Below are 25,760 nucleotides of genomic sequence, written 5' to 3' on the forward strand. Positions count from 1 at the left end.
CTTGGAGGATGAAAAAATGAACATTGAAGAAATTAAGCAGTTTCTTGAACAAAATAAAGAGAATGAAGAAGTAAAAGCGTTTGTAGGGGAACTATCAGCCGTGTCAGCAGACAAGGTGAAAGGATTCCTAGAAACAGAAGAAGGAAAGAAGCTCTTGCAGCCGCGTTTAGATCAGCACTTTACCAAAAGCCTTGATACATGGAAGGAGAACAACCTTGAAAAAATCGTTGAAGATGAGGTTTCAAAAAGGAATCCTTCTAAAACACCTGAACAACTTGAAGTAGAAAAGCTCAGAAAAGAAATTGAAGCAGAAAAAGCGGCACGAAATAGAGAAACTTTAGTCAATAAAGCCCTTAAAGCAGCTGATGAAAAGAAGTTGCCAAAGGACGTTATTGACTTTTTTATTGGAGAAAACGAAGATTCTACGCTGGAAAATCTAAGTAAGCTTGAAGAATCATTCAATGCTGCCGTGCAAGCAGCTGTAGATGGGAAATTTAAAGAATCAGGCCGCGAAATTGAACGAGGTAACGGAGCAGGTAATTCTACTGGAAACATTGATATTAGAACACTTGCTCAAGAAGCAAACATTAGAAAATAGGGGGAAATAATTATGGTAATGCTACAAGATGCAAAGACAGGGGCGGTTCCTACAGAAACGGGAACATTAGTATTAAAAGACTTTATGACACAATCAGCAGTGACACAGCTGGCTCAATATGAAGAAATGACTAAGCCTAAAAAGGAGTTTACTTATTTAGCAGAAGGACCGGGAGCCTACTGGGTAGGTGAAGGCGAAAGAATTAAAACGGATGGCGCGAAATGGTTGAAAGCGGAGATGGTTTCTAAAAAACTAGGCGTTATCATTCCTGTTTCAAAGGAGTTTTTACGTTATTCTGTGCCGGACTTCTTCGCAGAAATGCAGCCAGCAATTGCAGAAGCTTTCGCTATTAAATTTGACCAAGCTGCTTTGTTTGGCATTGGCTCTCCATTTGGTAAAGGTGTATCCGTCATGGAGAGAATTGAATCTAAAGGGAATAAAATTGAATTAGATTCTTTGGGAGGCCTGTATGACGAGTTAAACGCAGTAATGGCGCTTTTAGAAGAAGCTGATAAAGACGCAAATGGCTTTACAACAACTCGTCGTTTTAAACAAAAATTGCGTGGTGCAAAAGATGAAAATGGCTTGCCGATTTTTAATGATCCAAAGAGCGGAGCCACACCTGATGCTTTGGGTCTACCAATCGGATATGTTGATTCTAAGTCTTGGAAGTACGATAAAGCTTCATTGTTTGCTGGTGATTGGAGCATGGCTAGATACGGCATCCCACAAGGAATGGAATACAAAATCAGTGAAGACGCTACGCTTGAAGGTACTCTTGATAACGATGGCAAACCGATTAGCTTATTTGAGCAAGATTTAGTGGCTTTACGTGTTACTCAACAAGTTGGCTTTATGACTCTTAATGATGATGCTTTTGCTGCTATCACACCAAAAGGAGCTGCTGGTGAGTAATGAAAATTAAAAAAGGTAAGCACTCACTCGATGTCACAGAAAGAGCATTTGAAGTCATCTACAAAGACTTAGGCTATAAGCTCGACAAAAAGGGCGAGAAGCAGGAACAAGATGAAGTTGAAGAAGTTCCTGAAGAACTAGTAGAAGAATAAGGGGGATGACGGTGGATAAAGGGAAATTTTTAAACGAGCTTTTGAAGCCGTTGGACCTTAAAGAACGAGGGGCCATGAGAAGGTTAAAAAAGCTGTATCGTGAAGCCTCAAAGGAATTTATGAGTTCTCTTACGGACCTGTACGAGAAATTAGATCAAGGTGAAGACCTTTCATATGCTGACATTAATCAGTTTGACGATATTGAGGCCTTGAAGTCTCAAGTAATTGCTTTGGCTTCCAAACTGGATACCCGCTCTCAAAAGGAAATCATACGGCTCTTAGAAGATACTTATGATTTCTCTTATGATTGGTTGGCATCCGTTGTCGAAGCAATGATTGATCAAAAGCTAAGAAATGCAACGCCTTCTTTGCCAAAATTAGTTGAAGAAGCTCGTAAGAACGCTGTGTATGGACTCAAGCTAACGCAAGCATTGGAAAAGCATCGTGCAATGATTGTAAAGGACATAAACGAAGCAATAGAAAGAGGGTTTATTGAGCGTGAACGCTTTTCAGACATTGCTAGACGAGTTAGAAGCGCATTTGATAGCTCCTACTATAGATCGACCGTTATCGCTCGTACAGAAGCCCACAGAGTGCGAGAAAAAGCCACGCACAATAAAGCTGAAGAATTTGAGCAACAAGGCATAGTTATGGAGAAGGTATGGAACAACGTTGATGATGAGCGGGTCCGACAAACTCGGAAGGCGAATCATAAGGCGTTGCAAGGTCAGCGTAGAAAGGTCAATGAACAATTTGATCTAGGAAATGGTGTCGCAGCAGTTGCGCCTGGACAATCAGGCAGCGCAGCCAATGACATACATTGCCGCTGCTTTCTAACATATGAAGTAGTGGGATTGAGGGGTGAATAATGGACTTAATAGAGTTGAAAACCCGCTTAGAGATCCCTTTAGATGATGAGTCACAGGATGAAAAGCTTAAACTGGAATTGCAAGACGGCATTGAATACGCACAAGAATATTGCAACAACCCCTTTTTAAACAAAGAGGGGTTACTTGAATTGCCGTCACCAGTCAAAAAAGGAATTGCAATGATGATTAAGATTGACCGCTCGAATGAGGTCGGTGTTTCCTCCGAATCTATCGGCGGCATGAGCAAGACATACACAAGTGATTATACACGTTACGAGGCTGTGTATAAGCTGTGGAGAAAATACAGAAAAGTTAAGTTCCGAGCGTTGAGGTGATTAAATGGGGCGAATAAAGATCAAAGACAAAAATCGAATCCCTAGAGTTGTCAACGCACTTGGAAATGGCGAGAGAAAAGCAAGAGTGGGTGTTCTTGGAACAGGAAAAGAAGCCATGATTGCAGCTGTGCATGAATTTGGAACACGTATCACAGTGACGCCAAAGATGCGTGCATATCTTCATTCTCAAGGTCTGCATTTGCGAAAAGATACCACTCACATTGTGATCCCCGAACGATCTTTTATTAGATCGGGATGGGATGAAAACGAGCGTGAAATACTCCGTAAATTAGACCGATTTCTGCTTGAAGCTGTTCAAAAAGGTATTAGCACTCGAAACGTCATGAACTCTATCGGTCTTGAGACAAAGGGAAAAATACAAAAATACGCCCGGGATCTGAAATCACCAGCAAACCAACCATTTACCACTCAACAAAAAGGATCGTCGAATCCGCTTGTTGATACAGGTGAGCTGATTGGTTCAATTGATTATGAGGTTCAGTGATGAGTCAGTTCAATTTCATGAAACTCATAGGCAAATATAGCGTGACTTTTGATCTTGTTGTGCAGAGTGAAGGAGACTACGATAATCTCGGACGATGGCAAGATGGTGAAGTCGTAACCACCACGCAAAAAGGGGCGCTTGTTGTTCTACCTAGTCAATTAATCTATCAATCAGGTGGCCGTTTAACGACATTTGACCGCCAACTTTATATCAGTAAATCTGTGGAGATCCCTTTGAAATCTAAAGTGGTTTACAAGGGGAACACATACCATGTTGAATCTATGAATCCTTTCGAGGATTACGCAGATTTTAATAGTTACATCTTAAAGGCGGTGAGCAGCTTTGATTGATTACGAGTCCATTATAAGCACGGTAATTGGTGTCATCAGAGATAGTACCGGTCACAAAGTGATTATGGAAAACGGAACAGGAAAGCAGCCTGCTTATCCTTTTTGCACATATAACGTTACATCACCATACATTCCCCAACATCGGGGAATTATCGAAGGTGATGCGATCACTGAAGATGTAGATATTTTCTTTTCGTTCACTTGGATTTCCGATGATGCTATTGAAGTGATTTCATTAACACAACAGACTGCTACGCTTTTGAAAACAATGAAGGCGAAGCAGGTTCTTTATGATAAGGGAATCGCGTTTATTCGAGCGGAGGGAACAGGTAACAGAGATACATTTATATCAATTGAAAATGAGCGTCGTCATGGCTTTGATGCACGGTTCAGAATACGAGTAACACATAACGGGGCAGAGTCAGAGTATTTTGATTCCGTCACCATAAATAACGAGAATGTAGGAGGGTAATTACATGCCTTTATCAGACGTAAAAGTCAAAATTGATATTTTAAAGCCCACAACGCTTGTAGGTCTTGGCATTCCGCTCATCTTGGTTAAAAACACAAGTGCTACGGAAAGTGTTTATCGAGAATACGGATCGCTAGAATCGTTAAAGCAGAACTACGGGGAAAGCACGGCTACTTACAAAAAGGCGGCGGCTATCTTTGCACAAGGTGACAATGCGCCGAATAAGGTCGCTGTGGCTTCATTTGGGCACGAATTTGAAACAGGAGATACAGAGAACCCCAAACAGGTTTTCAGCGTTAGAAACGCATTAGAAGAGTATTTTGACAAAGACTTTCATTTTGTATTACTGGCTGCTGTTAACGCAGAAGACCGCCTTGAGGCGTCTAAATTCTTTGAAGAGAAGTCATATAAATTCGTTGTCTTGAAAGTCGCGTCATTTGAAGAGCTTGAGCAATACACAGGAAAAGATCGGACCATTGTATTCCATCATCCGCTTGTTGATGAGGAACCGGATGCCGCGCTTATTGGAGCAATTGCAAACAAGCCTGTCGGGTCTGTTACGTGGAAGTTTAAGTCTCTCATTGGTGTCACACCGCAAGACTACAAAGTCGATACGTTGGAAAACATCCACAAGGCGGGTGCCATTGCATTTGTGACTAAAGCTGGCCGCAATCAAACAAGCGAGGGTATTACAGGTTCGGGTGAATTTATTGACGTGCTGCACGGCAAAGATTGGGTCAAGCTTAATATCGAGACTTCTATTCAAACCGCTCTAAGCACTACTGATAAAATCCCTTACACAAATGAAGGGTTCGCGTTGCTTGAATCACAAATTATCAACGTTTTGGAAACAGCATTTACTAACGGAATTATTGCACCTGATGAGGACGGACAGCCTGTCTATTCTGTTCAGTCTAAAGGAAGAAGCGAGATGACAGACGAAAACCGCAAAAACCGTGTGTATGACGGCTTGTCGTTTAGATTCGAGCTTGCCGGAGCCGTTCACACGGCAGAAATCACAGGGGAAATCATTATTTAAAGGGGGCTTAATCAATGGCATACACATATAATCCGATGGATGTCACCATAACGGTGGCCGGTAAAATTGTAACAGGATTTTCAGAAGGCACTATGGTTTCTGCATCCAAGGATGAAGATAACTTTCAAACGAAAATGAGTGCTAAAGGCGAAGCTAGTATGGCTATTACCAACAATCGACTTGGCACAATCACTTTAACGTTGTCACAAGGTTCACCATTCGTTGCATTACTCAACCAGTACGCAAATAACGGTAAACAATTTCCGATCTGGATCAAGAATAATGGTGAGGTAAAAGAAACAATCGGTGGAACCAAAGCTGCTGTTAAAAAGAATGCTGATGCAGAGTATTCAGACGAAGTCGGAGACAGAGAGTTTGAAATTCAAGTCTTTGATTACACAGTGAAATGACATGGCTCAAAAAAAGAAAACGAACACACGAAAGCAGTCTGAAAAGGCTGCTTTTCTTCATATGAAAAAACCACTAAGGGAGAGAAAACCAATGGCAAAATACGGCGAATCGAAAGAAGTAACAGTAAAAGGTGTCACATATACACTTGTCCATCCAGGAGTAAGAAAGGTAGTTCAATTGCAATCATCTGTAGCTACTGGTGATGGCTCTATTAATTTAGATGCCTTGTATGACGGTTACATGAAACATGTAATTCACAGCCCTAAAGTAGATTGGTCTCATTGGGATGAGCAAGGATTGAAGGCCTTGCAGGAGGTCATGAACGAATGTGACACGTTTCTTACAACGGAAGACGAAGGACAGGAAGTATTACAAGAACAAAGCAAAGAGTGAGTGGGACATGTGGCGGCTAGTGATGGAGCGAGTGATCAGTTTTGATGTTGCTAGATATATGACACCTGACGAGATCGCCGAAGCTAATGCCGCCCTTGATCTCTATATTGATGCGAAAAACAAAGCAAATCAGAAAGGAGGTAAATAGATGTCTCAACCTTTGCGGACCACTGCGATTGAACTAAAACTTATTGCTAACTCGAAACCATTGCAACAAATGAATACTCAAGTAAATAGTATGCTCAGTAGCATTCAGGGAGCAGATCGACCAATTCAAGCAATGAGTAATGATCTTAACAATACTAGTCAGATTGCAGCTGGAGCAACTAGACAACTTAGGCTAGCGAACGGACAGGTTGTAAACCTAACCCGTGGAATGAGAACAGCTAGTCAAAGTGTCAGCTCAACAAATACCAATATCAACACAGCAAGTCGCAGTATAATGCGTTTCACAAGATCCACTGATACAAGCGCGAGAACAATCCGAGTAGCAAACAGTCAACTATCTGCAATGCGGACAAGATTAGAAGACAGCACAAGCAATGCAGGAGCACTTACTCAGCAAGTGAACCGTATGGGCGGCCAAGTGGGTGGACAGTTTCAACAGATGACACAAAGTGCATCGAGGTTAGGCGGAGTTTTTGGGCGAATCCCATCATCGGTTAGTTCAATGTCACGAAGCGTTGCAAATAGTGTTAGATCAGGTATAACAGCCCCATTCAGAGAAGCTAAAACGGCTGTACAAGGTTATGCAGGAGCATTAGGGCTGTTATCAGGTGGAGCTTTAGCCGCAACAGGTATGGGGCGTTTATCTGCTATTGAGCAGGCTAAAACCTCCTTATCTGTTCTGATGGGAGACGCTAAAAAGGCACAAAGTTTCCTAGATGACATGCTGACCTTTGCGAAAACAACGCCTTATGCATTTACTGACATCGCGAATAGTGGCCGAAACCTAATTGCTTTTGGTATGGATGTTAAGAATGTAATACCAACGATGCAAGCTGTTGGAGATGCTGCCGCCGCAAGTGGTAAAGGTGCTGAAGGATTCAGACAGATCAGTGACGCCTTTGGAGCCATGCAGGTATCTGGAACCTTGTCTATGGAAGAGATGAACCGGCTAATGGATGCTGGTATACCAGCTCTAAAGATATTGGCGAATGAAACGGGTCAAGACGTTATGGAGTTGAAAAATGTCATTTCTAAAGGCGGTTTTGAAAGTGAAGAAGCAATTGCCGCTCTTGTAAAAGGAATGCAGAAAGGGACCAAAGGAGCTGCGGGCCAAACAGCAGCTATGGCCGGCATTATGAAAGATTCTAAAGATACTTGGGTAGGCTCTGTCGATTCTATGAAATCGTCAATCAGCTCAACAATGGCAAAGATCATGGAGCCTGCAAAGCCTCATATTCAAGCTGCAATGGGATGGTTTTCTACTCAATTCAGTAAACTGCCTGATATTATTTTCGGCATTGGCAAAGTAATGCAACCAGCTTTCAATACGATTGGTTCTATATTTAAAAATATATCAGGTCCAGCCCAAACTGCTAAACAAGCGATTATGGGCGTATTTGGCGTTATGCAAGGTAAAGGCACAGGAGATCGTTTAGAAGGTTACGGCATATTGTCACAGCTTTTCCCTCCAAGCACAGTAGATATGATTGTTGGTATTACAGATAAAGTGAAATCGGTTTTTGATACCGTTAAAACTTCCATCTCTAGCATATCTCCATATGTGCAGGCTTTCATAAATAGTTTTGTCTCAACTATGAAAGGTATGGCACCAGTGTTTAGTACGATATTTAATGGGATATTGTCAGCCGTTCAATTTATTGCGCCATACATAGGCCAAGCATTGGGTGGAGTGTTTAGCTTTTTGGCGACTATAGGAAATCAAGTGTCGGCATTTTGGAAAGAAAATGGATCACAAATAGTTCAAGCACTTCAGAATGTCTTTAGTGTCTTGCAAAAGGTGTTTGTGTTCTTGATGCCTGTAATTCTCTATATTGTTCAATCTGTTTGGGGAAATATTAAAGGGGTTATTACTGGTGCGCTTAATATCATCATGGGCGTTGTTAAAATCTTCACAGGCTTATTCACAGGAGATTTCGGAAAGATGTGGGAAGGAGTAAAGCAACTCTTTTCCGGTGCTATTGCATTTATATGGAATGGCATACAACTGCTTTTCATAGGTCGCTTGTTAAAAGGCGTTTTAGGATTGGCTAATGGTGTAAGAGCACTTGTATCAGGAATGTGGACAAGTGTTAAAAGCTTCTTCGTGAATGGTGCGACACACGCTTCGAATGCTGTTGTGAATATGGGACGCTTTATAATAAAAGGTTGGAGTTTTGTGAAAAACAACGTCGGTAGATTGGCAGGCGCTCTATGGGATCTAGTTAAGAAAAAATTTGGTGATATGGTTTCAGGAGCAAAAGCTTTACCTGGGAAGATTGGTCAAGGTATTAAATCAATGGCATCTAAAGCGGTTAGTGGCGTGAAAAGTCTTGGAAATATGCTAGCTGGTGCACTGGCAACCGCTGTGAACGGAGTGACAGGCGGTATAAACTGGGTGTTAGGAAAGATCGGTTTAAAAGATGTGAAAATTCCAAAATGGACACCGCCTAAATATGCGAATGGTACAAATGGTCATCCGGGTGGGCCAGCAATTTTAGGTGACGGTGGAGGTCCTGAATTATATAAAACACCGTCCGGCCATGTGGGATTATCTCCGGGTACTGATACACTAATGAATCTTCCAAAAGGAACACAGGTTTTATCACATAAACAAACGCTTGAAACTCTCGGAAATGTTCCTATGTATGCTGATGGAACTAAAGGGAATAAAAAAGGATCAGGATGGCTTGGTAAAGCTGTTGAGGGAGCAAAAAACGTTGTTGGTAAAGTGAAAAGCGCTGCTTTTGATGTATGGGATTACATTTCTAATCCTACAAAGCTCATGAATAAAGCCTTTGAGATGTTTGGTGCAAAAGCACCTTCATTATCTGGGGGTTTTGGTGATATAGCAAAGGGTTTATTCACTAAAGTAAAAGATGGCGCAATGAGTTGGGGAAAGAAAAAGATTGAGAGCTTTGGTGGTATGTTTGGCGGCGGTGGATCTGCTGCCGTTAAAAAGTGGGTAGCTCAAGCTATTTCAATTAAAGGGATTAGCCCTAGTTATGCTGGTGCCTTACAGACGATCGCCATGAAAGAGTCAGGCGGAAATCCCAATGTAGTAAACAATTGGGATAGCAACGCAAAAGCTGGGCATCCGTCACAAGGGCTTATGCAGTTTATTCCTTCAACATTCGCCGCATACAAAGAACCGGGTTACGGCAATATTAAGAACCCAGTTCATCAAATAATTGCAGCAATTAACTATCTTAATAGAAGATACGGTGGGATCTATAACCATCCGGGCTTAAAATCAATGGCGCGCGGTGGTCCATATAAGGGATATGCAACAGGTGGCCGTATCATTGGTGATCAATGGGCAATGGTTGGTGAACAAGGACCAGAGCTTATGCGTTTGTCTGGCGGGTCAACAATTTACAACAACCGTAGAACAAACAGCATGTTAAGTGACGCAGCCTATACACCTTCATCTAGTTCGACAACATATTCTAATTCTTCAAACAGTAATAGTTTTTCACCGACAGTTTATGTCCAAGTTTCTGGCGGTACTTCAACAGGCAGCGAGAGCATTAAACAAGCGGTTCAAGAAGCTCTTAAAGAAACGTGGGAAAAACTGAATCCAATGTATGCGCCAGAGGGGGAATATTGATGGCGAAGCTAGGGAAAATCAAAATCGTTAACGAAAAAGAGTCAGACAATCCCGAGGTGGAAGTGACATCATACCCTGTTGAAAAAGGCATTCCCATAACTGATCATGTACAACGAAAACCCGAAATCACTTCAATTTCGGGTTTTTTGCTTGGCAAAAATCCAAACAAAGATTTTGCGTATCTTAAAAAGCAGATGTATGCGGGCAAACTGCTTAACTACACAGGAAGAAAAGTAGCGAAAAACGTTGTCATTACCAATCTATCTCGTGATATTGGAGAATACAAAAACGGTTTTGCTATCTCAGTTGAGTTACAAGAAATCCGTATTGCAAAAAGTCCTTTTGTGAAAAAGAAAGTGAAAGCAGCAGGGAAAAAGAAGAAATCAAATACTAAGAAAGGAAAAGCTGTCTATCACAAAGTGAAGAAAGGCGAAACATACAGCCACATGAGAATGTGGTACGGTACGAGCCTGTCACAGCTTAGAAAATGGAATAAGTACCCTGACCGCCGCATTCCTATAGGGGTCAAATTACGGGTGAAGTAGGGGGAGCAAAATGGCAACGAGAGACTATATTCCGATTGATATAGAAGACATTCCGCAGCAGTTTGAAATTGATCTTGCTGACAGCACATTTGTTTTTCAAATCAACTATAACGAGACAGATGACAGCTATTCTATCGACCTTTATGACATGGACATGGAGCCAATCGTACTAGGTGAAAAAATGATTCTAAATGTGCCATTGTGGGATGACATTATAGATGATCGTTTGCCAGCTCCTTCGTTAGTACCGTTAGACGAATCAAATACAGAAACTAGGATTTCATCAGAAAACTTCATGAAAACTGTGTTTCTGTATATTGACGATGTTGGTGAAGAGGGTGAAGAAGATGGCGACGAATAATAACAAGCTGTTATTTGGTCGTATTGTAAAAGTGACGATTGATAGTGGGGCTTATAAAGGAACCTTTGATTATAAAGATTTAGAAGTGAGGTTTGAAGTCCCGTTCGATGATGACGCCAAACCGAATGAAACAAAGGTCGAGATTTTTAACCTAAGTAGTAGCACGATCAACAAAATCAAAAAAGGCGCTACTATGACCGTTCAGGCGGGGTATAAAAGCGACTTTGGGGTGTTAGCTATCGGAAAGGTTACAAAGGTGCTGACAAAGCGTACAGGGGTCGATAAAATCACTTCAATTTTCATGAAAGAGGGAGACGATTACTCTCATATTAAAGTTGATCAAAATACCGCTGATGCTCCTGTGAAATATTATGCCAACAAGCGGTACAAGCTGAAGAAACCATTGAAGGTTGAAACAAAAAAAGTGGTCAAATTGAAATCGGGTAAGACATCTGTCCGCAAAAGCACACGAACAATCAAATACAAAACAGTCCGTGAGGCGAAATACAGAAAACAATCCATGAAAATCACGTTTAAAAAAGGAACCACGGCCCGCACAATTATAAATCGTTTAATCCGCATTCTTGATATAAAACTTGCGAAGCTGTCTTTGCCTAGAAACAAGGTATATAAGAAAGGGTACACAGTCACAGGCAGTATTGAGAAGAAATTAGAAGAAGTTGTGCATGATTGTGGTGCTTCTTTGTATTACAGGCGTGGCCGTCTTGTTATCAGGTCTATTACAGAAGGGGATGACGAGCGGTTTGAATTGAAAGAATCAACAGGTTTGCTTGACTCTCCTGAAGCGTTTGAGGATGAAAAGTTGAAAGGGTACTCGGTTAAATGCTTATTACAACACCGCATAACCACCGCTTCAATTATTATCATTAAGAGCAAAACAGCCAACGGTAAGTATCGTGTTAAAAAGGGTAAGCATGTGTTCGATGGAAACGATTTTTACACAGAAGCGGATGTGATCTAATGGCGGCGGATACGAATTTTTTCGATAATCTTATAAAAGGCATCAAGCATTCTATTCATGTTTGCGCTCCTGGTAGGGTCGTTTCTTACGATGCTGCCAGTCATACGGCAGATGTAAAGCCGCTCTTTATGACCGCTGACGACGACACTTTATATGAACAACCATTGATACAAGATGCTCTTGTTCTCAAGCATGTCGAAGCAGATATGAAGGTTGGAGCAATGGTATTTCTATCATTTGCAGATCGGGCGCTTGATAATTTAACAAACAAACCTTTTGATCCTGATAGTACCCGTACACACGATATAACGGATGCTGTAGTGATTGGAGTGTATGAGGGATGAAGACTTTAAAACTGGTTAATGGTGATCTTATTTTAAAAGATGGAGAACTAGAAATGGTTGAAGGCGATGCAGAGCTTGCACAAGCTGTAGAAATGATCTTGAAAACAAGTTTAGGAGAGTTTGAACTAGATGAGTTTTTAGGAGTCGAGCGTGAAAATCTCCTCGGTAAAAATCTTGATGAAGAAGAAGCACAATATGACATCATTGAAGCGATAGCTCAAGAAGAACGCATTGCCACAGTAGAAGATATAGAATTTCAGTTTGATCGAAAAGCACGCTCTAGTCGTATCAAACTGAAATTAATAAAAGAAGAAGACGGCCAAGAATTGGTGTTAGGAGGTGTTGACGTTGTTGAATGAAAACGGCTTCCAGCGAAAAACATATTCAGACATTGTAGACGAAATGGAAGATAAGGCAAAGGAACAGTTCGGGGAGGATGTAAATACATCAAGTCGGACACCTCTTGGAATCATTTTTAGGATCATTGCATGGTTTCTGGCAGGTGTTTGGGACATCGCTGAAAGAGTATATAACAGCGGCTTTGTTAGTAAGTCTGAGGGAGTGCAGCTTGATAGATTAGGAAATAACAACGGAATCACAAGAGAGCCGGCAAGCGAATCATACGCCACTCTTGAAATCACAGGCGAACCCGGTCACATCATTGAAGAAGAAACCCAGTTTGCAACGGAATCAGATATTTACTTTGAGGTACTTGAAGAAGCAACAATTGATACCAATGGAAAAGCTTTAGTCGATGTCATATCAGTCGATAAGGGCGCAATGAACAATGTTGCAGCTGATACAATCACTGTACAAGCTGAACCAACGGAAAATATCACGTCTGTGACCAATCCCGAAGCGGCCGCCGGCGGTTCCGATATTGAAATAGATTCGGAATACCGCGCGCGAATTAAGAGGTCTGTGGAAGGTAGTTCAGCATCTACACACAGCGGGATCATTGCAGCGCTGATAAAAACATCCGGGGTCCGTTCGGCTAATGTTGTAATGAATAACACAATGGAAGTAGATGCTGACGGTAATCCACCTAAAAGCATTCATGCTTATGTGCTTGGAGGTATAAAAGAAGATGTGGCTGATTCGCTTTTTAATAGTGTAGCGGCAGGCATAGAAACCGTAGGTAATCAATCTGTTGTCATTACTGATTTAAGCGGCATTGACCATACGGTCAATTTTGATTTCGCTCAAGAGGTGAAAATCTATGTCCGTCTTGAATTAAAGACAAATGCATCATTCCCCATTGATGGGGATGATCTGATCAAGAATAATGTTGTATATAAAATTGGTGGTGTGGACAAATCGGGGTCTTCCTTCACGGGATCTCAAATGGGTGACGATGTTATTTTATCTCAACTATATAATGCTGTGTATCAAGTGGCTGGTGTTGATGATGTTGTGATTAAGATTGGGAAAAATCGTGATACTCTCGGACAATCCAACATAGAGATTGAGCCTAAACAAGTGGCGCAAGTTCTCTTCTCGGAAATCGAGGTGGTACATTATGATTAAGGACTTAATCAGCAAGCTGACCGATGCTTTTCAGAAAGATGAGAAGAGCAACATCGGAAAGCTTTTTTTAATTGTAGATGAACAACTGACCGCAGCAAGGAAGACACTAATCACTGCTGAAAAATGGCGTGATATAGATAACGCAAAAGGTCGTGGCCTTGATTTAATAGGTGATAACGTTGCTCAAAATAGAGGTAGAGCCACAGACGAAATATACCGTGTTCTGATTCGCGGTAAAGTAGCAAGAAATATTTCTGACGGAACAACAAACCGCATTATAGAAGCTCTTGCGAAAACTTTGAATTGTGCTTATGAAGAGATAAATATCTACACTGTCAAAGAAGATAATGAAGATGAACCAGCTGCAATAATTGTGAAAAAGGCACCGCTTGAAGCACTTAATAAAGTTGGGATGTCCGCCACGCAATTTTCATCTATTGTGCAAAAAACTGTAGCAGCTGGTGTACGAGTGGCCTATATAAATCTTAATGGAACGTTTAGCTTTTCATCTATTCCTGATGAAATTGAGACAAGCCAATTCGGGTTTTCATCTGATGGTACTGATGGTGGCACATTAGGCGGCATCTTTGAACCGGAAGATGATTATCCACTACCAATCTAATAAGGAGGGAAAGCATGGCTTTTACAAAAGATTTACCACAATGGGAAAACGCAGGGCAAAAGCCGCCACAAAGTAAAATTAGCGAGGGTTTTAAACCACTGGATCATCCGCCTGCCGATTGGTTCAACTGGTACATGAATAGGACATATGAGGCCTTAAAGGAGTTACAAGATGGTGCTGCTTCATCTGAAGAAGTCACAGCTGCATTAAAGGCCTTATCGAATGATATAACAACACATTCTAACGCGAAAAATAATCCCCATGCTGTCACGAAATCACAGGTCGGTTTAGGTAATGTCGATAACATTAAGCAAGCTTCAAAGGCAGATTTTGATAGCCATGTTGTTGATAAAATATTACACACTTCCGAAGCCGAAAAAAACAAATGGAATAATGGTCAATTATACAAAATGACACAAGATTCAGGGACACGAAAATTGATACCAGAAGGTTCTGATTTACTCACTTTACCACCTGGGTTTTATTTTGGGATTAATAACAGACTTTTAAATAATCCTGATCCATCTGATACTGGGTGGTTTAACTATGATGTGTCCGAAAGTGGATCGGGTAGAAAAATGATTATAGCTGTAGCGAGCTACAGAAATACGATGTGGTTTGGAACTGTCCACACTGATGGAGTTTTCAAAGGATGGAAACGAGTGCTAACGGCAGAAGATGTAGCAAACAGCACATTTGTTGATACTTATGATCAAGATAATTCATCAGTTTCCGCCGCTGAGAATGTTGCAACTAAACTTGTTTTTGGTGTGACAAGAGCGGATGATTTATCAGAGTATAACCGCTCTCGCGCAGAAATCACACTTAAAAATAGCGGTCTTTACTTGATAAGGCTTTATATTACTAGCACTAACATCACAGTAGGATCAGATAATATTTTAGCCTGTTATGTAAATGGGTCAGAGTATCAAAGGTTTGGAAACTGGAATCCAGCAACATCATCAAGTACCTGCGTTCTTTATTTATTACAGAGATTTAAGGCAGGAGATAAGGTAACTTTCTATATAACACCAAAAGGCACCAATAAAACAATAGCAATAAACACAGCATACGTTACGATGGCTCAATTGAGATAGGAGGGAAAAGATGAATAAAGCGCTCGCGATTAAATATTTATACCCGAATGCTGAACTAGGTAAGGATTATTCGGTTCGGGATGATGGAGAGGGACAATTCATAGACAAGTGGTCCCTAGACGATCCTATACCTTCAGATGAAGTATTAGAGGTCGCTTGGAATGAGTATCTATCCGAGAGTAATGAAAAGCCGTTATCAAACGTTGAAAGACAACTGCTGCTGCTTGGAGAGCAATTAGCATTAGAAAAAATCGTTCGTCAACAGTCAGAAAGAGTAAATGCAACGTTAGGGCAACAGCTCGCAGAAATGCGAATAGAAATCCTTAAATTAAAGGGAGGGTTTACAGATGAATCTTAATTTTTGGGTGTTAGCTCTATTTTATAAATGGGCTACAACTGCAATGGTCAAACAAGCAATGTCCTTTGATGACTGTACTATTGAAGATTTAGAAGAGGGTATTCAGAAGGAATATGTTACACAAGAACAATACAAAGAAATAACTGGTGAAACATATAAAGAAACACTAGAAGCCGAGTAGAAAGGCTTTTTTATTTTACCTTCTTTAAGGAGGTGAGGAACTTGAAAAGGACTAGGGGGGCGTACTCATGTCAGGAATGACGGAGGTTAACGATGTGAACATCATACAAAAAGATATGTCGGAATTAAAGACCAGTCAAAAAGCTTTGGAACAACGTGTTTCTGTACTCGAAAGAGGGCAAGACAAGCACGATCAGCAAATCATTAGCTTGAACAATCAGCTTAACAAAATCGAAGAAAACACTACATGGATTAAGCGTACTATTACTGGTGCGCTTATAACCGCTGTTTGTACGGGTGTAATTGGCGGCGGGATCGCCCTTGTATACACGCTAATTCAAAAATAAATGAAGTGGGGAAATTAATATGAAGAATTTAGATAAAGGCACTGTGATACGAACAGTGCTTCTTTTAATTGCATTGATCAATCAGTTTTTAGTGATGTTCGGAAAGACACCATTACCCTTGGATGAAGAGTCTGTAAACAATTTAGCAGACGTTTTATATGTTGCTGTCTCGACACTCTTTACAACGTTCATGACGCTTGTCGCATGGTTCAAAAACAACTATGTGACTGACAAGGGCAAGTTACAAAAAGAAGTCCTAAAACAAAAAGGATTAACAAAATAAACGTATAGTTGCGCTGGCATCCTTCTTCATATATCCTAAAATTGGAGTTGGAGGGAAGCCAGTTGTTAGAAAAGGATTTAAAGTTAAGTAATATAAAGGGTTTGTTGATTTTTTTAGTAGTTTTTGGACACTTAATAGAACTCAATAAACAGAATTATTATCAGCTTTTCGTGTTTATTTACGCATTCCATATGCCACTTTTTATTTTCATCAGTGGCTATCTAGCTAAAAGAATTAAATTAAGTAAAATAATAAACCTTTTTCTTTTGTACATTATATTTCAGTCGTTTTTTGACTGGTTTCTCTATTTTATAGGAGAGTATAAAACCTTATCGTTCCATTACGGTAAGCCGCAATTTCACTTATGGTACATCGTGAGTATGATTTTTTGGTATTCACTGGCATGGGGTTTGTCAAAATTAAGATTAAGTTTAATAGGTAAATTAAGTATCTTTTTTATTATGTTCATTGTCTGTTTTATTTCACGACAGTACACAGGTGTGGTTGCAGATGTAATAAAAGATTTTTATCCGAATTTTACTTCTTACACTCTTAGTTATCAAAGGACAATTTCATTTGCACCATTCTTTTTTGCTGGCTTTTTTATGACAAAGGAAAGCCTGAATGCTGTTTATAAGATTATAAAACCCTCAATGGCAAAGGTGTTACTCATAGTGACGGGATCATTAACAATTTTGTTGATTGAGTACACACCAAACTTAGAATGGCTTTTTCGTGGTAGCTTCGGAATAAAGAGATTTTTAGCAAATAATGAAAGCTATCTGCTTAAAATGCTTCTTCATTACCTCTTGTCAGCTTGGATATGTTTACTCATACTTATCTCGGTAAATAGCAAGAAAAGCATTTTGACAAAGTGGGGAGATTACTCACTAGGTATTTTCTTGTTCCATCCTGTTTTTGTGTTCTTGTTAAGGAGAACTGAATTTATGAACGAATGGAGCGGGGATACCCAACTTGTTTTGTATTTTGCATTAACATTTGTAATTGTTGGCTTATTAGGCTCAAATTTTTTTGCGGCTGTGAGTTGGTTCATCACGTCCCCACTAAATACTATCAAAAAAATAGCATCATACATTAAACCAAAATCGGAAGAAAAAAGTACAAATTTCTGAGTCCCTTAACAGGGGCTTTTTTTAATGCTCAATAAACTTAAAAAGGAGAATGAACATGGGTGAAAAAATTGGATTACAAACTCTTATAGACCGATCTGTTAGAAATATGGGTGCTGGCATTCACAACGTTGTAAAAGAAAGCGCAATTGAAATGATCAAGCAAGCATATAAAGAAGGTATCTTTGTTCAGATTACTTCTGGCTACCGTTCGTTTGCAGAACAAAACAAGCTTTACGCTCAAGGTCGTACCGCTCCTGGGAAGATTATCACCAACGCTAAAGGTGGTCAATCAAATCACAATTATGGTTTAGCGATTGATTACGTTCTTTTAAGTGCGGATGGGAAAAAAGCGCTTTGGACGGTTAACGAGAAATGGCGTCGAGTAGCTCAAATTGGGAAATCACTAGGGTTTTCGTGGGGTGGAGACTGGAAGAGTTTTAAGGATTACCCGCACCTTGAAATGATGGGCGGTATGTCTTTATCACAGTTGCAAGCGGGTAAGCGTCCTGTCTTGGTGTCATTACTATCAAATAAAGTTTCTGCAAAACCAATAAAGACAACGCCAGTTATAGCATCGCCAGCAAAAAGCACAACTAAGCCTAAAACAGTTTCTAAAAAGAACCTACCTTCTGGCATTTTAAAAGTCACCAAGCCCTTAACGAAAGGGGCAGGCGTAAAAGCCGTTCAGGAAGCCCTAGCCGCTCTTTTCTTCTATCCTGAAAAGGGAGCAAAAAACAATGGAATTGACGGCTATTACGGACCAAAAACAGCGGATGCAGTCAAGCGGTTCCAATTAATGCATGGGCTTGCTGCTGATGGCATTTATGGACCGAAGACAAAGAAAGCCATTGAAAAAGCATTGAAATAAAAGCGAAAAAACCTCTCTAAAAGGGAGGTCTTTTTTTATCTAAACTATAGACATAAGTCTACAGTTGTAGTATAATAAATATAGGAGGTGAGGAAATGCTAGACAACATGATAAAAGTCCTTCAAATCATCTTTTACGTTGCATCTATAGCGTGGATTGCCCAACAATCACACGACGCAAACAAAGATAATAAGAAGGACTAACACTGGGGAAGCGAGTTAATCGCTCGCTTCTCAATATAATTATAACCAGTCTAGCATATAATATGAACCAAAAACAATTGATCTTCTTTATGATCCTCTTGAGCGCAGCTTCAATTGTAACGCGTTCAATATGGACAAATACTTTTACAACGGTAATCATGGCCGCTTTAATACTTGCAACGCTATTTGTAGTCATCAAAGACGTAAGGAGAAGATAACATGGAATTTCATTTGAAGAGCCGGCAGCAGGTTGAGGACTTCATTAAAAACGAGGTCCTCACCTCAACAGAAGCTCAGGAGATTTTAGAAGTAAACAAGCAGCGCATGAGTAAGTTGCATACAGATGGTCGAGTAAGTCCGATAAAAAAAGTGGGTAAAACTGTTTTATTTTTAAAGTCAGATATTGATCAGCTGAAAAAAGAATTAAAAGAAGGGAGAAAGAAGTACCGCCCTTATGAATGATAAAACTTCGACATAGAACCCGGTTCTATGGCTATTTTTTATAAAAAAATGGTTTTTTTTTGCTGAATATTAGCCTATTTTCAAAGAATTGTGGTAAAATTTTCATAGATTATGAATCTTATGATGCGCACAATTATAAAAATGGGGTAGGTCAATGGAATTTAACGAAAAATTAATTACACAAAAGATTCATTCCGATGAATCAGGGGAATATACTGAGCAAAGAAAAGAGCTTCATACTGAAATAATTAAGAAAATGTTTGGGGATACTAACAATCAACAAATCGAAAACGTCACTGATGCTGTAATCTTAGGAGGTGGCAGTAACTCAGGCAAATCTTTTATGAGTAACACATTACCTGACGATCTTTTTTTAATCGATTCTGATGAAATAAAAAAATTCATTCCAGAATATGCAGAATATCAAAAGGATTACCCAGAGCTTGCAGCTAGGTATGTTCATGATGAGAGTTCGGATATAACTAACTTCCTGCTAAAGAAAGCAATTAATTTGGGTATAGCTTTAATTTATGATGGTACAATGAGTAACATTGAAAAATATCAAGAGATATTAAAGGATTTAAAGAAAAAAGATTATTTTATAACTCTCCTAATAGTTGATGTCCCAGTTGAGCTAGCCCTTGAGAGAAATAACGTGAGGTTTGAACAAACAGGGAGAATGGTTCCTGAAACAATTTTAAAGGAAACACATAAAGCAGTTCCTGCTTCATTCATTTCCTTAAAAGATTATGCTGATGAATATTTTTTATACGATACCAGCAAAAGTGACCCAGTATTAATTGCAGAAAAACAACAGGGAGAAGAAGAAAAAATACACGAACCAGAACTTTATGCAGCATTTCTAAAAAAAATGGATTAGCAAAAGTTCTATAATTATTGTATAATATAGGTATAGGAGATAGGAGTGATTTCCATGCCAATTGGAAAACAATTAAAACAAAAATTAGCTAACACAAATGCTTTTGAGAAGAAACATAATGAATTCTTAAAAGGAATTAAAGAATTTAAAAATAATAAAGAACTCCAAAATGAATATAAACGTGTACAGGCCATTTTAGAAAAAAGTCTGCAAAGAGCTTAAAATCTTACTTATAAAGTCCCAGCCAATAAATTAGCTGGGACTTAATTTATTCTTTAAGACAAGAAGCTGCTAATTAAAATTTCCACTCACGTTTCTCCATATCCCATTTTAATTCATTACGAGACATAAGGTTCCTAACTGCCTTGCGAATCGCCGCCTCATCTTTACCTGTTTTCCTTTTAAGGTCATCGATTGTCGGGTTCTTGCGAAACCGGCTCATATTATAAATGATTCGATAAATTTTTCTTTCGAGATCAGTCATATTCCCACCTCGGAAACATTTTAACGGAATGTTTGTTCGGTTTGCAAGTGTGGTGTATAATTAGAGTATACGGTTTACCCGCGGAAACGGGATTTTAAAAAATTCGTATATATTTCAATGATTAACTTCTTATATTACTCACACCCTGGCCGCCCAAAAGGACGGCTTTTTTGATGCCATTTTTGGTGTCAAAAGCTATATAAAAGAATATAGAGAAATAAAAGTGATTGTAATAAATCATCTTCAGGGAATTTTCCACTTCATTTTGTATAAGGTCATAAAAGCACATATAACTAGGCAATGCATGGGTGGCATGATGTAACACCCCCGAAAACCCCTTGAAATATAGGGGTTTTTGTTTTGTCTATTTTTTGGTTAAGAGCGTTAAATGAATTGAAACTTTCACCGCTTTACATCCGTTAACTAAAGAGACAGTGATTTTTTTGGTTTTATCTAACATAAAGAGATGATTTTCAAAAGAAAAGCGGTGATCATATGGGCTTTACGACTTGGGTGGCGATTATAGTTGCACTGGCTGTCGTATTTGGATTGTTTGGATCGAAGAGGCGTGATAAATAAAGAAAGAGTTGAAAACCCACTTTCAATTAAGAAGTGGGTTTTTTGTTGCAAATACAACATTAATCAATTATACTAACTTTAGTTATTTGTTGTAAATGCAATAAAAGGAGTCGAGGTATATGAAAGAAATTTTGCGGGAGATCGGCGTGATTGCTCGCGCGCTTGATTCCATTAGTAATATTGAATTTAAAGAGTATGATTTAACGAAGGGGCAGTATTTGTATCTTGTGCGTATTTGTGAGGAGCCTGGCATCATTCAGGAAAAACTAGCGGAAATGATTAAGGTGGATCGAACTACGGCTGCTCGGGCTATTCAAAAATTAGAGCTGCATGAATTTATTGAGAAGAAACATGACTCAGCGAATAAAAAAATCAAGAAATTGTTTCCAACTGAGAAAGGGAAAGCCGTCTATCCAATGATCAAACGAGAACATGATCATTCAAATCGGGTAGCGCTGGATGGGTTTTCTGAAGAGGAAGCGGAACAGATTTATCAGTATCTTTTGAGGGTGCGAAAGAATATCGAAAAAGATTGGGAAGATGTGAAAAAAGGCAAAAAGAGAAGCTACTAATGACTAAGGAGGGGTTACTTCATGACCGTCACGCTCATTCGGTGTAATGAACAACATATAAAAGATCTGCAAAAAATCGGAATCGATACTTTTATAGAAACGTTTCAGGAGCAAAACAAGGCGGAGCATATCGACGCATATGTGAAGACAGCTTTTCATTCGAACCAGCTGCTAAAAGAATTACAACATCCCTTTTCACAATTTTATTTGGTTCAAGTAAATGGGCGCCTTGCTGGTTATTTAAAGGTCAATATGGACGATGCACAGTCAGAAGAGATGGGTGATGACACATTAGAAATTGAACGCATTTATATCAAACAGTCCTTTCAAAAACTAGGATTAGGTCGATATTTAATGAATCAAGCCTTTGAAATTGCAGAGAAACATCATAAACGTGATGTTTGGCTTGGTGTGTGGGAGCATAATAAAGCCGCCATGGCATTTTATCAAAAGCTTGGGTTTGTTCAAACAGGAGTGCATGCTTTCCAAATGGGGGACGAGGAGCAAATGGACTTCATTATGACCAAAACATTGAGGTAATCAAAAAGGGGGAAGGGAACATGCATATACCATCATTTTTTCAAGTGAAAGATATGGAGAAAATCAAATCATTTATTCAATCACATTCATTTGCTACAGTTGTGACGACAACGAATGAAAAGCCCATTGCGACCCATATTCCAGTGAGTTTTCATCAAATTGGCGATTCGTATGTGATCTCAGGGCATATGGCGATTGGAAATCCTCAGTGGAAAACGTTTGAAGAGAACGAGAAGGTGCTCGTCATTTTTCAAGGGCCGCATGCTTACATATCCTCTTCATGGTATGAGAAAGAAGCCGTACCGACGTGGAATTATCAAGCTGTACATGTATATGGAAAGGCTGCACTGCTCGAAAAATCAGAACTGGTCAAGGAATTAACAGCGATGCTGGAGACATATGAAAGTCATAGAGATCAGCCAGTGTTATGGGATACGTTATCTGAGGAACTGTTAGAGAAACAAATGAAAGGGATTGTGGGCTTCAAAATCATCATTGATGAAGTTCAAGCTGCTTTTAAGTTAAGCCAAAATCGCCATGAAAGAGATTATGCTCGCATTATTGAACAGCTGGAAGCAGAGGGTGAAGTGGAAATGGCGGCTGCGATGAAAAAGAGTTCCATGTAAGAGACTTCTCGAAAAATCAGTTATTCTTATGAAGTATTAAAATGAATGAATCGTTACTTATAAACAAAAACACTTTCTTTTCGGAAAGTGTCAGGCTGTCGAGAAAATCTCGACAGCTTTATTTTTTCCCTTAAATTTTCCACTACCCCACTTTATAATAGAGAAAAGCATACTAAAGGAAGGTGTTTTTCTCATGTTCCACACTAGAAATTCTTCTCAGCACGAAGCCGAATTTGTATTACTAGATCAACTGGTCGAAGAGGATCACCTGCTTCGTAAAATTGATCAGTACATTGATTTTTCATTTATCGTAGATAAAGTAAGACCGTATTATAGCGAGAATAAAGGTCGTCCTTCTCTTGATCCACTTATTTTGTTCAAAATGATGTTTATCGGATACCTGTACGGTATCCGTTCTGAAAGACAACTTGAAAAAGAAATTTACTATAACATGGCGTATAGATGGTTTTTAGGTTTGAACATCAATGACCCCGTTCCTCATCACTCGACCATTAGCTGGAATCGTCGTACTCGATTCAAAGATACAACGATTTTTCAAGACATTTTCGACGAGATTGTGCTTCAAGCTATCAATCATGATATGGTAGGAGGCCGCGTTCTTTTTACTGTTTCAACTCATCTTAAAGCCAATGCCAATAAACATAAATATATGAGAAAAACGATTGAACAAGATACCCAGAACTATATAAATGATTTAGAAGAAGCGATCCAAGAAGATCGGGTGGCACACGGAAAAAAGCCCTTAAAGGTAAAAGAGGAGGTGAAAACGGAAAAAGACATTCGTCAAAGTACGACTGATCCTGAAAGTGGCTATCTTTATCGTGAAAACAAACCGGAAGGCTTTTTCTACCTAGACCACCGTACAACGGATATGAAGTACAATATCATCACGGATGCCCACATCACGCCCGGTAATGTCCATGATTCTGTTCCGTATCTTGATCGGTTGGATCACCAAATCGCACGATTTGGTTTTCAAGTAGAAGCTGTTGCCCTTGATTCTGGTTATTTGACGACCCCAATCTGTAAAGGTTTATCAGATCGCCGTATTTTTGGTGTCATCGCACATAGACGCTTTCATCCAACAAGAGGTTTATTTGAGAAGTGGAAATTCAAGTATGACTCTGAACATGATCATTACATATGCCCAAATGGTGAGAAGCTATTATATACAACAACTGATCGAAAGGGTTATCGATTCTACAAATCAGATCCTAAAAAATGTGCATCGTGTTCTTTCCTTGAAAGATGCACAAGGTCGAAAAATCATCAAAAAGTCATCTCAAGACACATATGGGAAGAACATAAAGAAAAGATCAGACAAAATCGTCTATCTGTCTCTGGAAAAGAGCTATATAAAAAAAGAAAAGAAAAAATAGAGCGAAGCTTTGCAGATTCAAAACAACTGCACGGGCTTCGCTACTGCCGGTTGAGGGGAAAACAAAATGTGAGTGAGCAAGTTCTTCTCACAGCTGCCTGTCAGAACATGAAGAAGATTGCCACACATCTAGCGAAGCTAGGTTAGGTGTGTGGGAGGCCTTTTTCATTCAATCTCATCCATCATCATTACGATGAAAATAAAAAAGATTGTAGAAAAACATGAGTTTCTCTACAATCTGACACTTTCTTTTCGGAAAGTGTTTTTTAATGTGATAAATAAAAAAGCCCTCATCATTCAAGGGCAATAGTGAAAGTTTATTTTACTTTTACTGTGAAGGTCACATCTTTACTATTCATGTAATCGTCAGTTGTGACATTTCCAAATTTCAGCTTTAATTCTTTGATGTTTTTAATGTTGATCTCTTTGCCTTCAGGAGCTAAGAATTGAATAACACCATCTTGTTTAACGCCACCTTCAACTTCGCCACCAATATCGCCATCAGTCATAAACATATTCGCATCTAATTGCATGCTTCCAGCTACAACTTTACCTTGGTCTGGATAGAAGTTTAGAACTTTATCTGTCGTATTTTCGATATTCATTCCTACATTGATTCTATCCTTCATAATTTTAATTTCGCCAAGGTTTACTTTCATTCCTTGAGCAGTTGTTTTGTGTTTGCTCGCATTTATTTTCTTTGAACCATCATCTTTTTTGTTTTTTGATTGTGTTTTTGTGCTAGTAGACTCTTTTTCTTTAGATGCACCTGTAGACACATCTTCTGTTGAGCCGCAAGCAGCCAGTGTAAATGTTAGCCCTAAAGTTAAAAATAAAGCATAGAATTTCTTCAAAATGAAAATCCCCTTTTGTTTAATTTATATAAGCGTCTTGCGCTTATATATTGACCGTGACTATTATAATAGGATAAAAGAACCTTTAAATCAACAAAAAATGATAAAAATAGAAAATAATTGTTTTGAGATGTTTTTTTGATAAACCAGTTAGCTTAAAATTACATAAAATCCACTTCTGATGACTTAAAACGGGTTTGAATTTCCTTATAATAGAATTATTATAAGGGATTGGGAGTGATTGAAATGGATGGTTCGTCAATCAAGATGGTTAATAGAGAGGATCAACATGAATTCTCGTTTCTGAATATATCTTCAAATACAGTTGGGGCTCTTTCAAAGGAATTTGCTGAGAGGATTCTAAAGGAAAGGAAAGTAGATGAAATTCATCAATTGATGTATGTTCCTATTGAAAATTATGAAGACCTTAAATGGCTGATCCACTCTTTGCATAAAGCCATCATGGATGAAAAAGATGTAAGTGTCGCTCTTGAATTGGCTGATCTACTCTATTTCTTTGTTGTCCCTGCTTACAAAGAAGAATTGATGTGCAAGGAAGATTTGTCACACATGATGGATGATATATTGTTTATATTGGATCTTTGGACAGATGAAAACATAATAGAGTTAGTTAATTCCATTCAATATGATTTACAAAGAGTAGAGAGAAAAGGCTTGTAGAGCAATCTCTACAAGCTTT

At 39.2% G+C, this 25,760-nt stretch carries 37 protein-coding genes; 35 read left to right on the forward strand and 2 right to left on the reverse strand.

The window, feature by feature from the left end; all coding sequences use genetic code 11:
• Positions 1–16 precede the first annotated feature (16 nt).
• From M2353_RS02825 to M2353_RS02970, 30 genes are all read left to right on the forward strand, one after another.
• On the forward strand, positions 17–598 hold the full coding sequence (locus M2353_RS02825) for a DUF4355 domain-containing protein (protein ID WP_284724902.1): 582 nt from the start codon (positions 17–19) through the stop codon (positions 596–598).
• Between the two features lie 12 nt (positions 599–610).
• On the forward strand, positions 611–1,513 hold the full coding sequence (locus M2353_RS02830; RefSeq protein WP_284724903.1) for a phage major capsid protein: 903 nt from the start codon (positions 611–613) through the stop codon (positions 1,511–1,513).
• Complete coding sequence (locus M2353_RS02835; protein ID WP_173407917.1) at positions 1,513–1,665, forward strand: hypothetical protein; 153 nt, start codon at positions 1,513–1,515, stop codon at positions 1,663–1,665. The genes M2353_RS02830 and M2353_RS02835 overlap by 1 nt, the downstream gene beginning before the upstream one ends.
• A gap of 11 nt (positions 1,666–1,676) precedes the next feature.
• Positions 1,677–2,534, forward strand: a complete 858-nt coding sequence (locus M2353_RS02840; RefSeq protein WP_284724904.1) for a phage minor head protein — start codon at positions 1,677–1,679, stop codon at positions 2,532–2,534.
• Positions 2,534–2,869, forward strand: a complete 336-nt coding sequence (locus tag M2353_RS02845; RefSeq protein ID WP_047947199.1) for a phage head-tail connector protein — start codon at positions 2,534–2,536, stop codon at positions 2,867–2,869. Before M2353_RS02840 ends, M2353_RS02845 begins: the two co-directional genes overlap by 1 nt.
• Positions 2,870–2,873: 4 nt before the next feature.
• Positions 2,874–3,374: a hypothetical protein gene (locus M2353_RS02850; protein ID WP_284724905.1), complete on the forward strand. Its 501-nt coding sequence runs from the start codon at positions 2,874–2,876 to the stop codon at positions 3,372–3,374.
• Positions 3,374–3,724, forward strand: coding sequence for a hypothetical protein (locus M2353_RS02855; RefSeq protein ID WP_144487695.1), 351 nt, complete (start codon positions 3,374–3,376; stop codon positions 3,722–3,724). The genes M2353_RS02850 and M2353_RS02855 overlap by 1 nt, the downstream gene beginning before the upstream one ends.
• Positions 3,717–4,196, forward strand: a complete 480-nt coding sequence (locus M2353_RS02860; RefSeq protein ID WP_284724906.1) for a phage neck terminator protein — start codon at positions 3,717–3,719, stop codon at positions 4,194–4,196. Before M2353_RS02855 ends, M2353_RS02860 begins: the two co-directional genes overlap by 8 nt.
• A gap of 4 nt (positions 4,197–4,200) precedes the next feature.
• Positions 4,201–5,235, forward strand: a complete 1,035-nt coding sequence (locus M2353_RS02865; RefSeq protein ID WP_144487693.1) for a DUF3383 family protein — start codon at positions 4,201–4,203, stop codon at positions 5,233–5,235.
• A 14-nt stretch (positions 5,236–5,249) separates the two neighbouring features.
• On the forward strand, positions 5,250–5,645 hold the full coding sequence (locus M2353_RS02870; RefSeq protein WP_284724907.1) for a phage structural protein: 396 nt from the start codon (positions 5,250–5,252) through the stop codon (positions 5,643–5,645).
• Positions 5,646–5,736: 91 nt separating this feature from the next.
• On the forward strand, positions 5,737–6,039 hold the full coding sequence (locus tag M2353_RS02875; RefSeq protein ID WP_144487692.1) for a hypothetical protein: 303 nt from the start codon (positions 5,737–5,739) through the stop codon (positions 6,037–6,039).
• A 22-nt stretch (positions 6,040–6,061) separates the two neighbouring features.
• Entirely contained in the window at positions 6,062–6,187 is a 126-nt protein-coding gene (locus M2353_RS02880) for a hypothetical protein (RefSeq protein ID WP_260856995.1), read from the forward strand.
• Entirely contained in the window at positions 6,188–9,814 is a 3,627-nt protein-coding gene (locus M2353_RS02885; protein WP_284724908.1) for a tape measure protein, read from the forward strand.
• Positions 9,814–10,359, forward strand: coding sequence for a LysM peptidoglycan-binding domain-containing protein (locus M2353_RS02890; RefSeq protein WP_120207382.1), 546 nt, complete (start codon positions 9,814–9,816; stop codon positions 10,357–10,359). The genes M2353_RS02885 and M2353_RS02890 overlap by 1 nt, the downstream gene beginning before the upstream one ends.
• Positions 10,360–10,369: 10 nt before the next feature.
• Positions 10,370–10,720: a phage baseplate plug family protein gene (locus M2353_RS02895; protein WP_120207380.1), complete on the forward strand. Its 351-nt coding sequence runs from the start codon at positions 10,370–10,372 to the stop codon at positions 10,718–10,720.
• Positions 10,707–11,702 carry a phage protein gene (locus tag M2353_RS02900; protein ID WP_120207378.1) on the forward strand — a complete coding sequence of 332 codons (996 nt, stop codon included), beginning with the start codon at positions 10,707–10,709 and terminating at the stop codon, positions 11,700–11,702. Before M2353_RS02895 ends, M2353_RS02900 begins: the two co-directional genes overlap by 14 nt.
• Positions 11,702–12,046 (forward strand): Gp138 family membrane-puncturing spike protein, encoded by a 345-nt coding sequence (locus M2353_RS02905; RefSeq protein WP_120207376.1) that lies wholly within the window; start codon positions 11,702–11,704, stop codon positions 12,044–12,046. Before M2353_RS02900 ends, M2353_RS02905 begins: the two co-directional genes overlap by 1 nt.
• Complete coding sequence (locus M2353_RS02910; RefSeq protein ID WP_284724909.1) at positions 12,043–12,405, forward strand: DUF2634 domain-containing protein; 363 nt, start codon at positions 12,043–12,045, stop codon at positions 12,403–12,405. Before M2353_RS02905 ends, M2353_RS02910 begins: the two co-directional genes overlap by 4 nt.
• Positions 12,395–13,573, forward strand: a complete 1,179-nt coding sequence (locus M2353_RS02915; RefSeq protein WP_284724910.1) for a baseplate J/gp47 family protein — start codon at positions 12,395–12,397, stop codon at positions 13,571–13,573. The genes M2353_RS02910 and M2353_RS02915 overlap by 11 nt, the downstream gene beginning before the upstream one ends.
• Positions 13,566–14,195, forward strand: coding sequence for a DUF2612 domain-containing protein (locus M2353_RS02920; RefSeq protein WP_144487687.1), 630 nt, complete (start codon positions 13,566–13,568; stop codon positions 14,193–14,195). Before M2353_RS02915 ends, M2353_RS02920 begins: the two co-directional genes overlap by 8 nt.
• Before the next feature lie 14 nt (positions 14,196–14,209).
• On the forward strand, positions 14,210–15,292 hold the full coding sequence (locus tag M2353_RS02925; protein ID WP_144487686.1) for a hypothetical protein: 1,083 nt from the start codon (positions 14,210–14,212) through the stop codon (positions 15,290–15,292).
• A 10-nt stretch (positions 15,293–15,302) separates the two neighbouring features.
• Complete coding sequence (locus tag M2353_RS02930; protein ID WP_284724911.1) at positions 15,303–15,650, forward strand: XkdW family protein; 348 nt, start codon at positions 15,303–15,305, stop codon at positions 15,648–15,650.
• Complete coding sequence (locus M2353_RS02935; RefSeq protein ID WP_144487684.1) at positions 15,640–15,831, forward strand: XkdX family protein; 192 nt, start codon at positions 15,640–15,642, stop codon at positions 15,829–15,831. Before M2353_RS02930 ends, M2353_RS02935 begins: the two co-directional genes overlap by 11 nt.
• A 67-nt stretch (positions 15,832–15,898) precedes the next feature.
• Complete coding sequence (locus M2353_RS02940; protein WP_268418740.1) at positions 15,899–16,177, forward strand: hemolysin XhlA family protein; 279 nt, start codon at positions 15,899–15,901, stop codon at positions 16,175–16,177.
• A 19-nt stretch (positions 16,178–16,196) separates the two neighbouring features.
• Positions 16,197–16,460 (forward strand): phage holin, encoded by a 264-nt coding sequence (locus M2353_RS02945; protein WP_284724912.1) that lies wholly within the window; start codon positions 16,197–16,199, stop codon positions 16,458–16,460.
• Between the two features lie 62 nt (positions 16,461–16,522).
• Complete coding sequence (locus M2353_RS02950) at positions 16,523–17,593, forward strand: acyltransferase family protein (RefSeq protein ID WP_284724913.1); 1,071 nt, start codon at positions 16,523–16,525, stop codon at positions 17,591–17,593.
• Between the two features lie 55 nt (positions 17,594–17,648).
• Positions 17,649–18,461, forward strand: a complete 813-nt coding sequence (locus M2353_RS02955) for a M15 family metallopeptidase (RefSeq protein WP_284724914.1) — start codon at positions 17,649–17,651, stop codon at positions 18,459–18,461.
• 422 nt (positions 18,462–18,883) lie between these two features.
• Positions 18,884–19,126 carry a helix-turn-helix domain-containing protein gene (locus tag M2353_RS02960; protein WP_284724915.1) on the forward strand — a complete coding sequence of 81 codons (243 nt, stop codon included), beginning with the start codon at positions 18,884–18,886 and terminating at the stop codon, positions 19,124–19,126.
• A 154-nt stretch (positions 19,127–19,280) separates the two neighbouring features.
• Positions 19,281–20,006 (forward strand): zeta toxin family protein, encoded by a 726-nt coding sequence (locus M2353_RS02965; protein WP_284724916.1) that lies wholly within the window; start codon positions 19,281–19,283, stop codon positions 20,004–20,006.
• 54 nt (positions 20,007–20,060) lie between these two features.
• Entirely contained in the window at positions 20,061–20,228 is a 168-nt protein-coding gene (locus M2353_RS02970) for a hypothetical protein (protein WP_186300495.1), read from the forward strand.
• A 73-nt stretch (positions 20,229–20,301) separates the two neighbouring features.
• On the opposite strand, the gene M2353_RS02975 is transcribed toward M2353_RS02970, so the two are convergent.
• Positions 20,302–20,490, reverse strand: a complete 189-nt coding sequence (locus M2353_RS02975) for a hypothetical protein (protein ID WP_144495768.1) — start codon at positions 20,488–20,490, stop codon at positions 20,302–20,304.
• Between the two features lie 698 nt (positions 20,491–21,188).
• On the opposite strand from M2353_RS02975, the gene M2353_RS02980 reads away from it, so the two are divergent.
• The 4 genes from M2353_RS02980 (at position 21,189) to M2353_RS02995 (ending at position 24,353) form a co-directional block, all read left to right on the forward strand.
• A complete protein-coding gene (locus M2353_RS02980; RefSeq protein ID WP_039170043.1) occupies positions 21,189–21,641 on the forward strand; it encodes a MarR family winged helix-turn-helix transcriptional regulator in 453 nt (150 codons plus the stop codon).
• Positions 21,642–21,662: 21 nt separating this feature from the next.
• On the forward strand, positions 21,663–22,181 hold the full coding sequence (gene paiA, locus M2353_RS02985; protein ID WP_041093265.1) for a spermidine/spermine N(1)-acetyltransferase: 519 nt from the start codon (positions 21,663–21,665) through the stop codon (positions 22,179–22,181).
• 20 nt (positions 22,182–22,201) lie between these two features.
• Complete coding sequence (locus M2353_RS02990; protein WP_243173117.1) at positions 22,202–22,807, forward strand: FMN-binding negative transcriptional regulator; 606 nt, start codon at positions 22,202–22,204, stop codon at positions 22,805–22,807.
• Positions 22,808–23,000: 193 nt separating this feature from the next.
• Complete coding sequence (locus tag M2353_RS02995) at positions 23,001–24,353, forward strand: IS1182 family transposase (RefSeq protein ID WP_284724793.1); 1,353 nt, start codon at positions 23,001–23,003, stop codon at positions 24,351–24,353.
• A gap of 170 nt (positions 24,354–24,523) precedes the next feature.
• On the opposite strand, the gene M2353_RS03000 is transcribed toward M2353_RS02995, so the two are convergent.
• Complete coding sequence (locus M2353_RS03000) at positions 24,524–25,060, reverse strand: hypothetical protein (protein WP_284724917.1); 537 nt, start codon at positions 25,058–25,060, stop codon at positions 24,524–24,526.
• Between the two features lie 246 nt (positions 25,061–25,306).
• Here M2353_RS03000 and M2353_RS03005 point away from each other — a divergent pair, with 246 nt between their 5' ends.
• Positions 25,307–25,741: a hypothetical protein gene (locus M2353_RS03005; RefSeq protein ID WP_282833945.1), complete on the forward strand. Its 435-nt coding sequence runs from the start codon at positions 25,307–25,309 to the stop codon at positions 25,739–25,741.
• The last annotated feature ends 19 nt before the right edge of the window (positions 25,742–25,760 follow it).

Origin of the sequence: Bacillus aerius, assembly GCF_029894105.1 — a bacterium.
Lineage (GTDB): Bacteria > Bacillota > Bacilli > Bacillales > Bacillaceae > Bacillus > Bacillus altitudinis.

Coding starts and splice junctions, on each gene's coding strand:
- M2353_RS02825 (WP_284724902.1), top strand. CDS start 17: ATGAACATTGAAGAAATTAAGCAGTTTCTTGAACAAAATAAAGAGAAT.
- M2353_RS02830 (WP_284724903.1), top strand. CDS start 611: ATGGTAATGCTACAAGATGCAAAGACAGGGGCGGTTCCTACAGAAACG.
- M2353_RS02835 (WP_173407917.1), top strand. CDS start 1,513: ATGAAAATTAAAAAAGGTAAGCACTCACTCGATGTCACAGAAAGAGCA.
- M2353_RS02845 (WP_047947199.1), top strand. CDS start 2,534: ATGGACTTAATAGAGTTGAAAACCCGCTTAGAGATCCCTTTAGATGAT.
- M2353_RS02850 (WP_284724905.1), top strand. CDS start 2,874: ATGGGGCGAATAAAGATCAAAGACAAAAATCGAATCCCTAGAGTTGTC.
- M2353_RS02855 (WP_144487695.1), top strand. CDS start 3,374: ATGAGTCAGTTCAATTTCATGAAACTCATAGGCAAATATAGCGTGACT.
- M2353_RS02865 (WP_144487693.1), top strand. CDS start 4,201: ATGCCTTTATCAGACGTAAAAGTCAAAATTGATATTTTAAAGCCCACA.
- M2353_RS02870 (WP_284724907.1), top strand. CDS start 5,250: ATGGCATACACATATAATCCGATGGATGTCACCATAACGGTGGCCGGT.
- M2353_RS02875 (WP_144487692.1), top strand. CDS start 5,737: ATGGCAAAATACGGCGAATCGAAAGAAGTAACAGTAAAAGGTGTCACA.
- M2353_RS02880 (WP_260856995.1), top strand. CDS start 6,062: ATGGAGCGAGTGATCAGTTTTGATGTTGCTAGATATATGACACCTGAC.
- M2353_RS02885 (WP_284724908.1), top strand. CDS start 6,188: ATGTCTCAACCTTTGCGGACCACTGCGATTGAACTAAAACTTATTGCT.
- M2353_RS02890 (WP_120207382.1), top strand. CDS start 9,814: ATGGCGAAGCTAGGGAAAATCAAAATCGTTAACGAAAAAGAGTCAGAC.
- M2353_RS02895 (WP_120207380.1), top strand. CDS start 10,370: ATGGCAACGAGAGACTATATTCCGATTGATATAGAAGACATTCCGCAG.
- M2353_RS02900 (WP_120207378.1), top strand. CDS start 10,707: ATGGCGACGAATAATAACAAGCTGTTATTTGGTCGTATTGTAAAAGTG.
- M2353_RS02905 (WP_120207376.1), top strand. CDS start 11,702: ATGGCGGCGGATACGAATTTTTTCGATAATCTTATAAAAGGCATCAAG.
- M2353_RS02910 (WP_284724909.1), top strand. CDS start 12,043: ATGAAGACTTTAAAACTGGTTAATGGTGATCTTATTTTAAAAGATGGA.
- M2353_RS02920 (WP_144487687.1), top strand. CDS start 13,566: ATGATTAAGGACTTAATCAGCAAGCTGACCGATGCTTTTCAGAAAGAT.
- M2353_RS02925 (WP_144487686.1), top strand. CDS start 14,210: ATGGCTTTTACAAAAGATTTACCACAATGGGAAAACGCAGGGCAAAAG.
- M2353_RS02930 (WP_284724911.1), top strand. CDS start 15,303: ATGAATAAAGCGCTCGCGATTAAATATTTATACCCGAATGCTGAACTA.
- M2353_RS02935 (WP_144487684.1), top strand. CDS start 15,640: ATGAATCTTAATTTTTGGGTGTTAGCTCTATTTTATAAATGGGCTACA.
- M2353_RS02940 (WP_268418740.1), top strand. CDS start 15,899: ATGTCAGGAATGACGGAGGTTAACGATGTGAACATCATACAAAAAGAT.
- M2353_RS02945 (WP_284724912.1), top strand. CDS start 16,197: ATGAAGAATTTAGATAAAGGCACTGTGATACGAACAGTGCTTCTTTTA.
- M2353_RS02955 (WP_284724914.1), top strand. CDS start 17,649: ATGGGTGAAAAAATTGGATTACAAACTCTTATAGACCGATCTGTTAGA.
- M2353_RS02960 (WP_284724915.1), top strand. CDS start 18,884: ATGGAATTTCATTTGAAGAGCCGGCAGCAGGTTGAGGACTTCATTAAA.
- M2353_RS02965 (WP_284724916.1), top strand. CDS start 19,281: ATGGAATTTAACGAAAAATTAATTACACAAAAGATTCATTCCGATGAA.
- M2353_RS02970 (WP_186300495.1), top strand. CDS start 20,061: ATGCCAATTGGAAAACAATTAAAACAAAAATTAGCTAACACAAATGCT.
- M2353_RS02975 (WP_144495768.1), bottom strand. CDS start 20,490: ATGACTGATCTCGAAAGAAAAATTTATCGAATCATTTATAATATGAGC.
- M2353_RS02980 (WP_039170043.1), top strand. CDS start 21,189: ATGAAAGAAATTTTGCGGGAGATCGGCGTGATTGCTCGCGCGCTTGAT.
- paiA (WP_041093265.1), top strand. CDS start 21,663: ATGACCGTCACGCTCATTCGGTGTAATGAACAACATATAAAAGATCTG.
- M2353_RS02990 (WP_243173117.1), top strand. CDS start 22,202: ATGCATATACCATCATTTTTTCAAGTGAAAGATATGGAGAAAATCAAA.
- M2353_RS02995 (WP_284724793.1), top strand. CDS start 23,001: ATGTTCCACACTAGAAATTCTTCTCAGCACGAAGCCGAATTTGTATTA.
- M2353_RS03005 (WP_282833945.1), top strand. CDS start 25,307: ATGGATGGTTCGTCAATCAAGATGGTTAATAGAGAGGATCAACATGAA.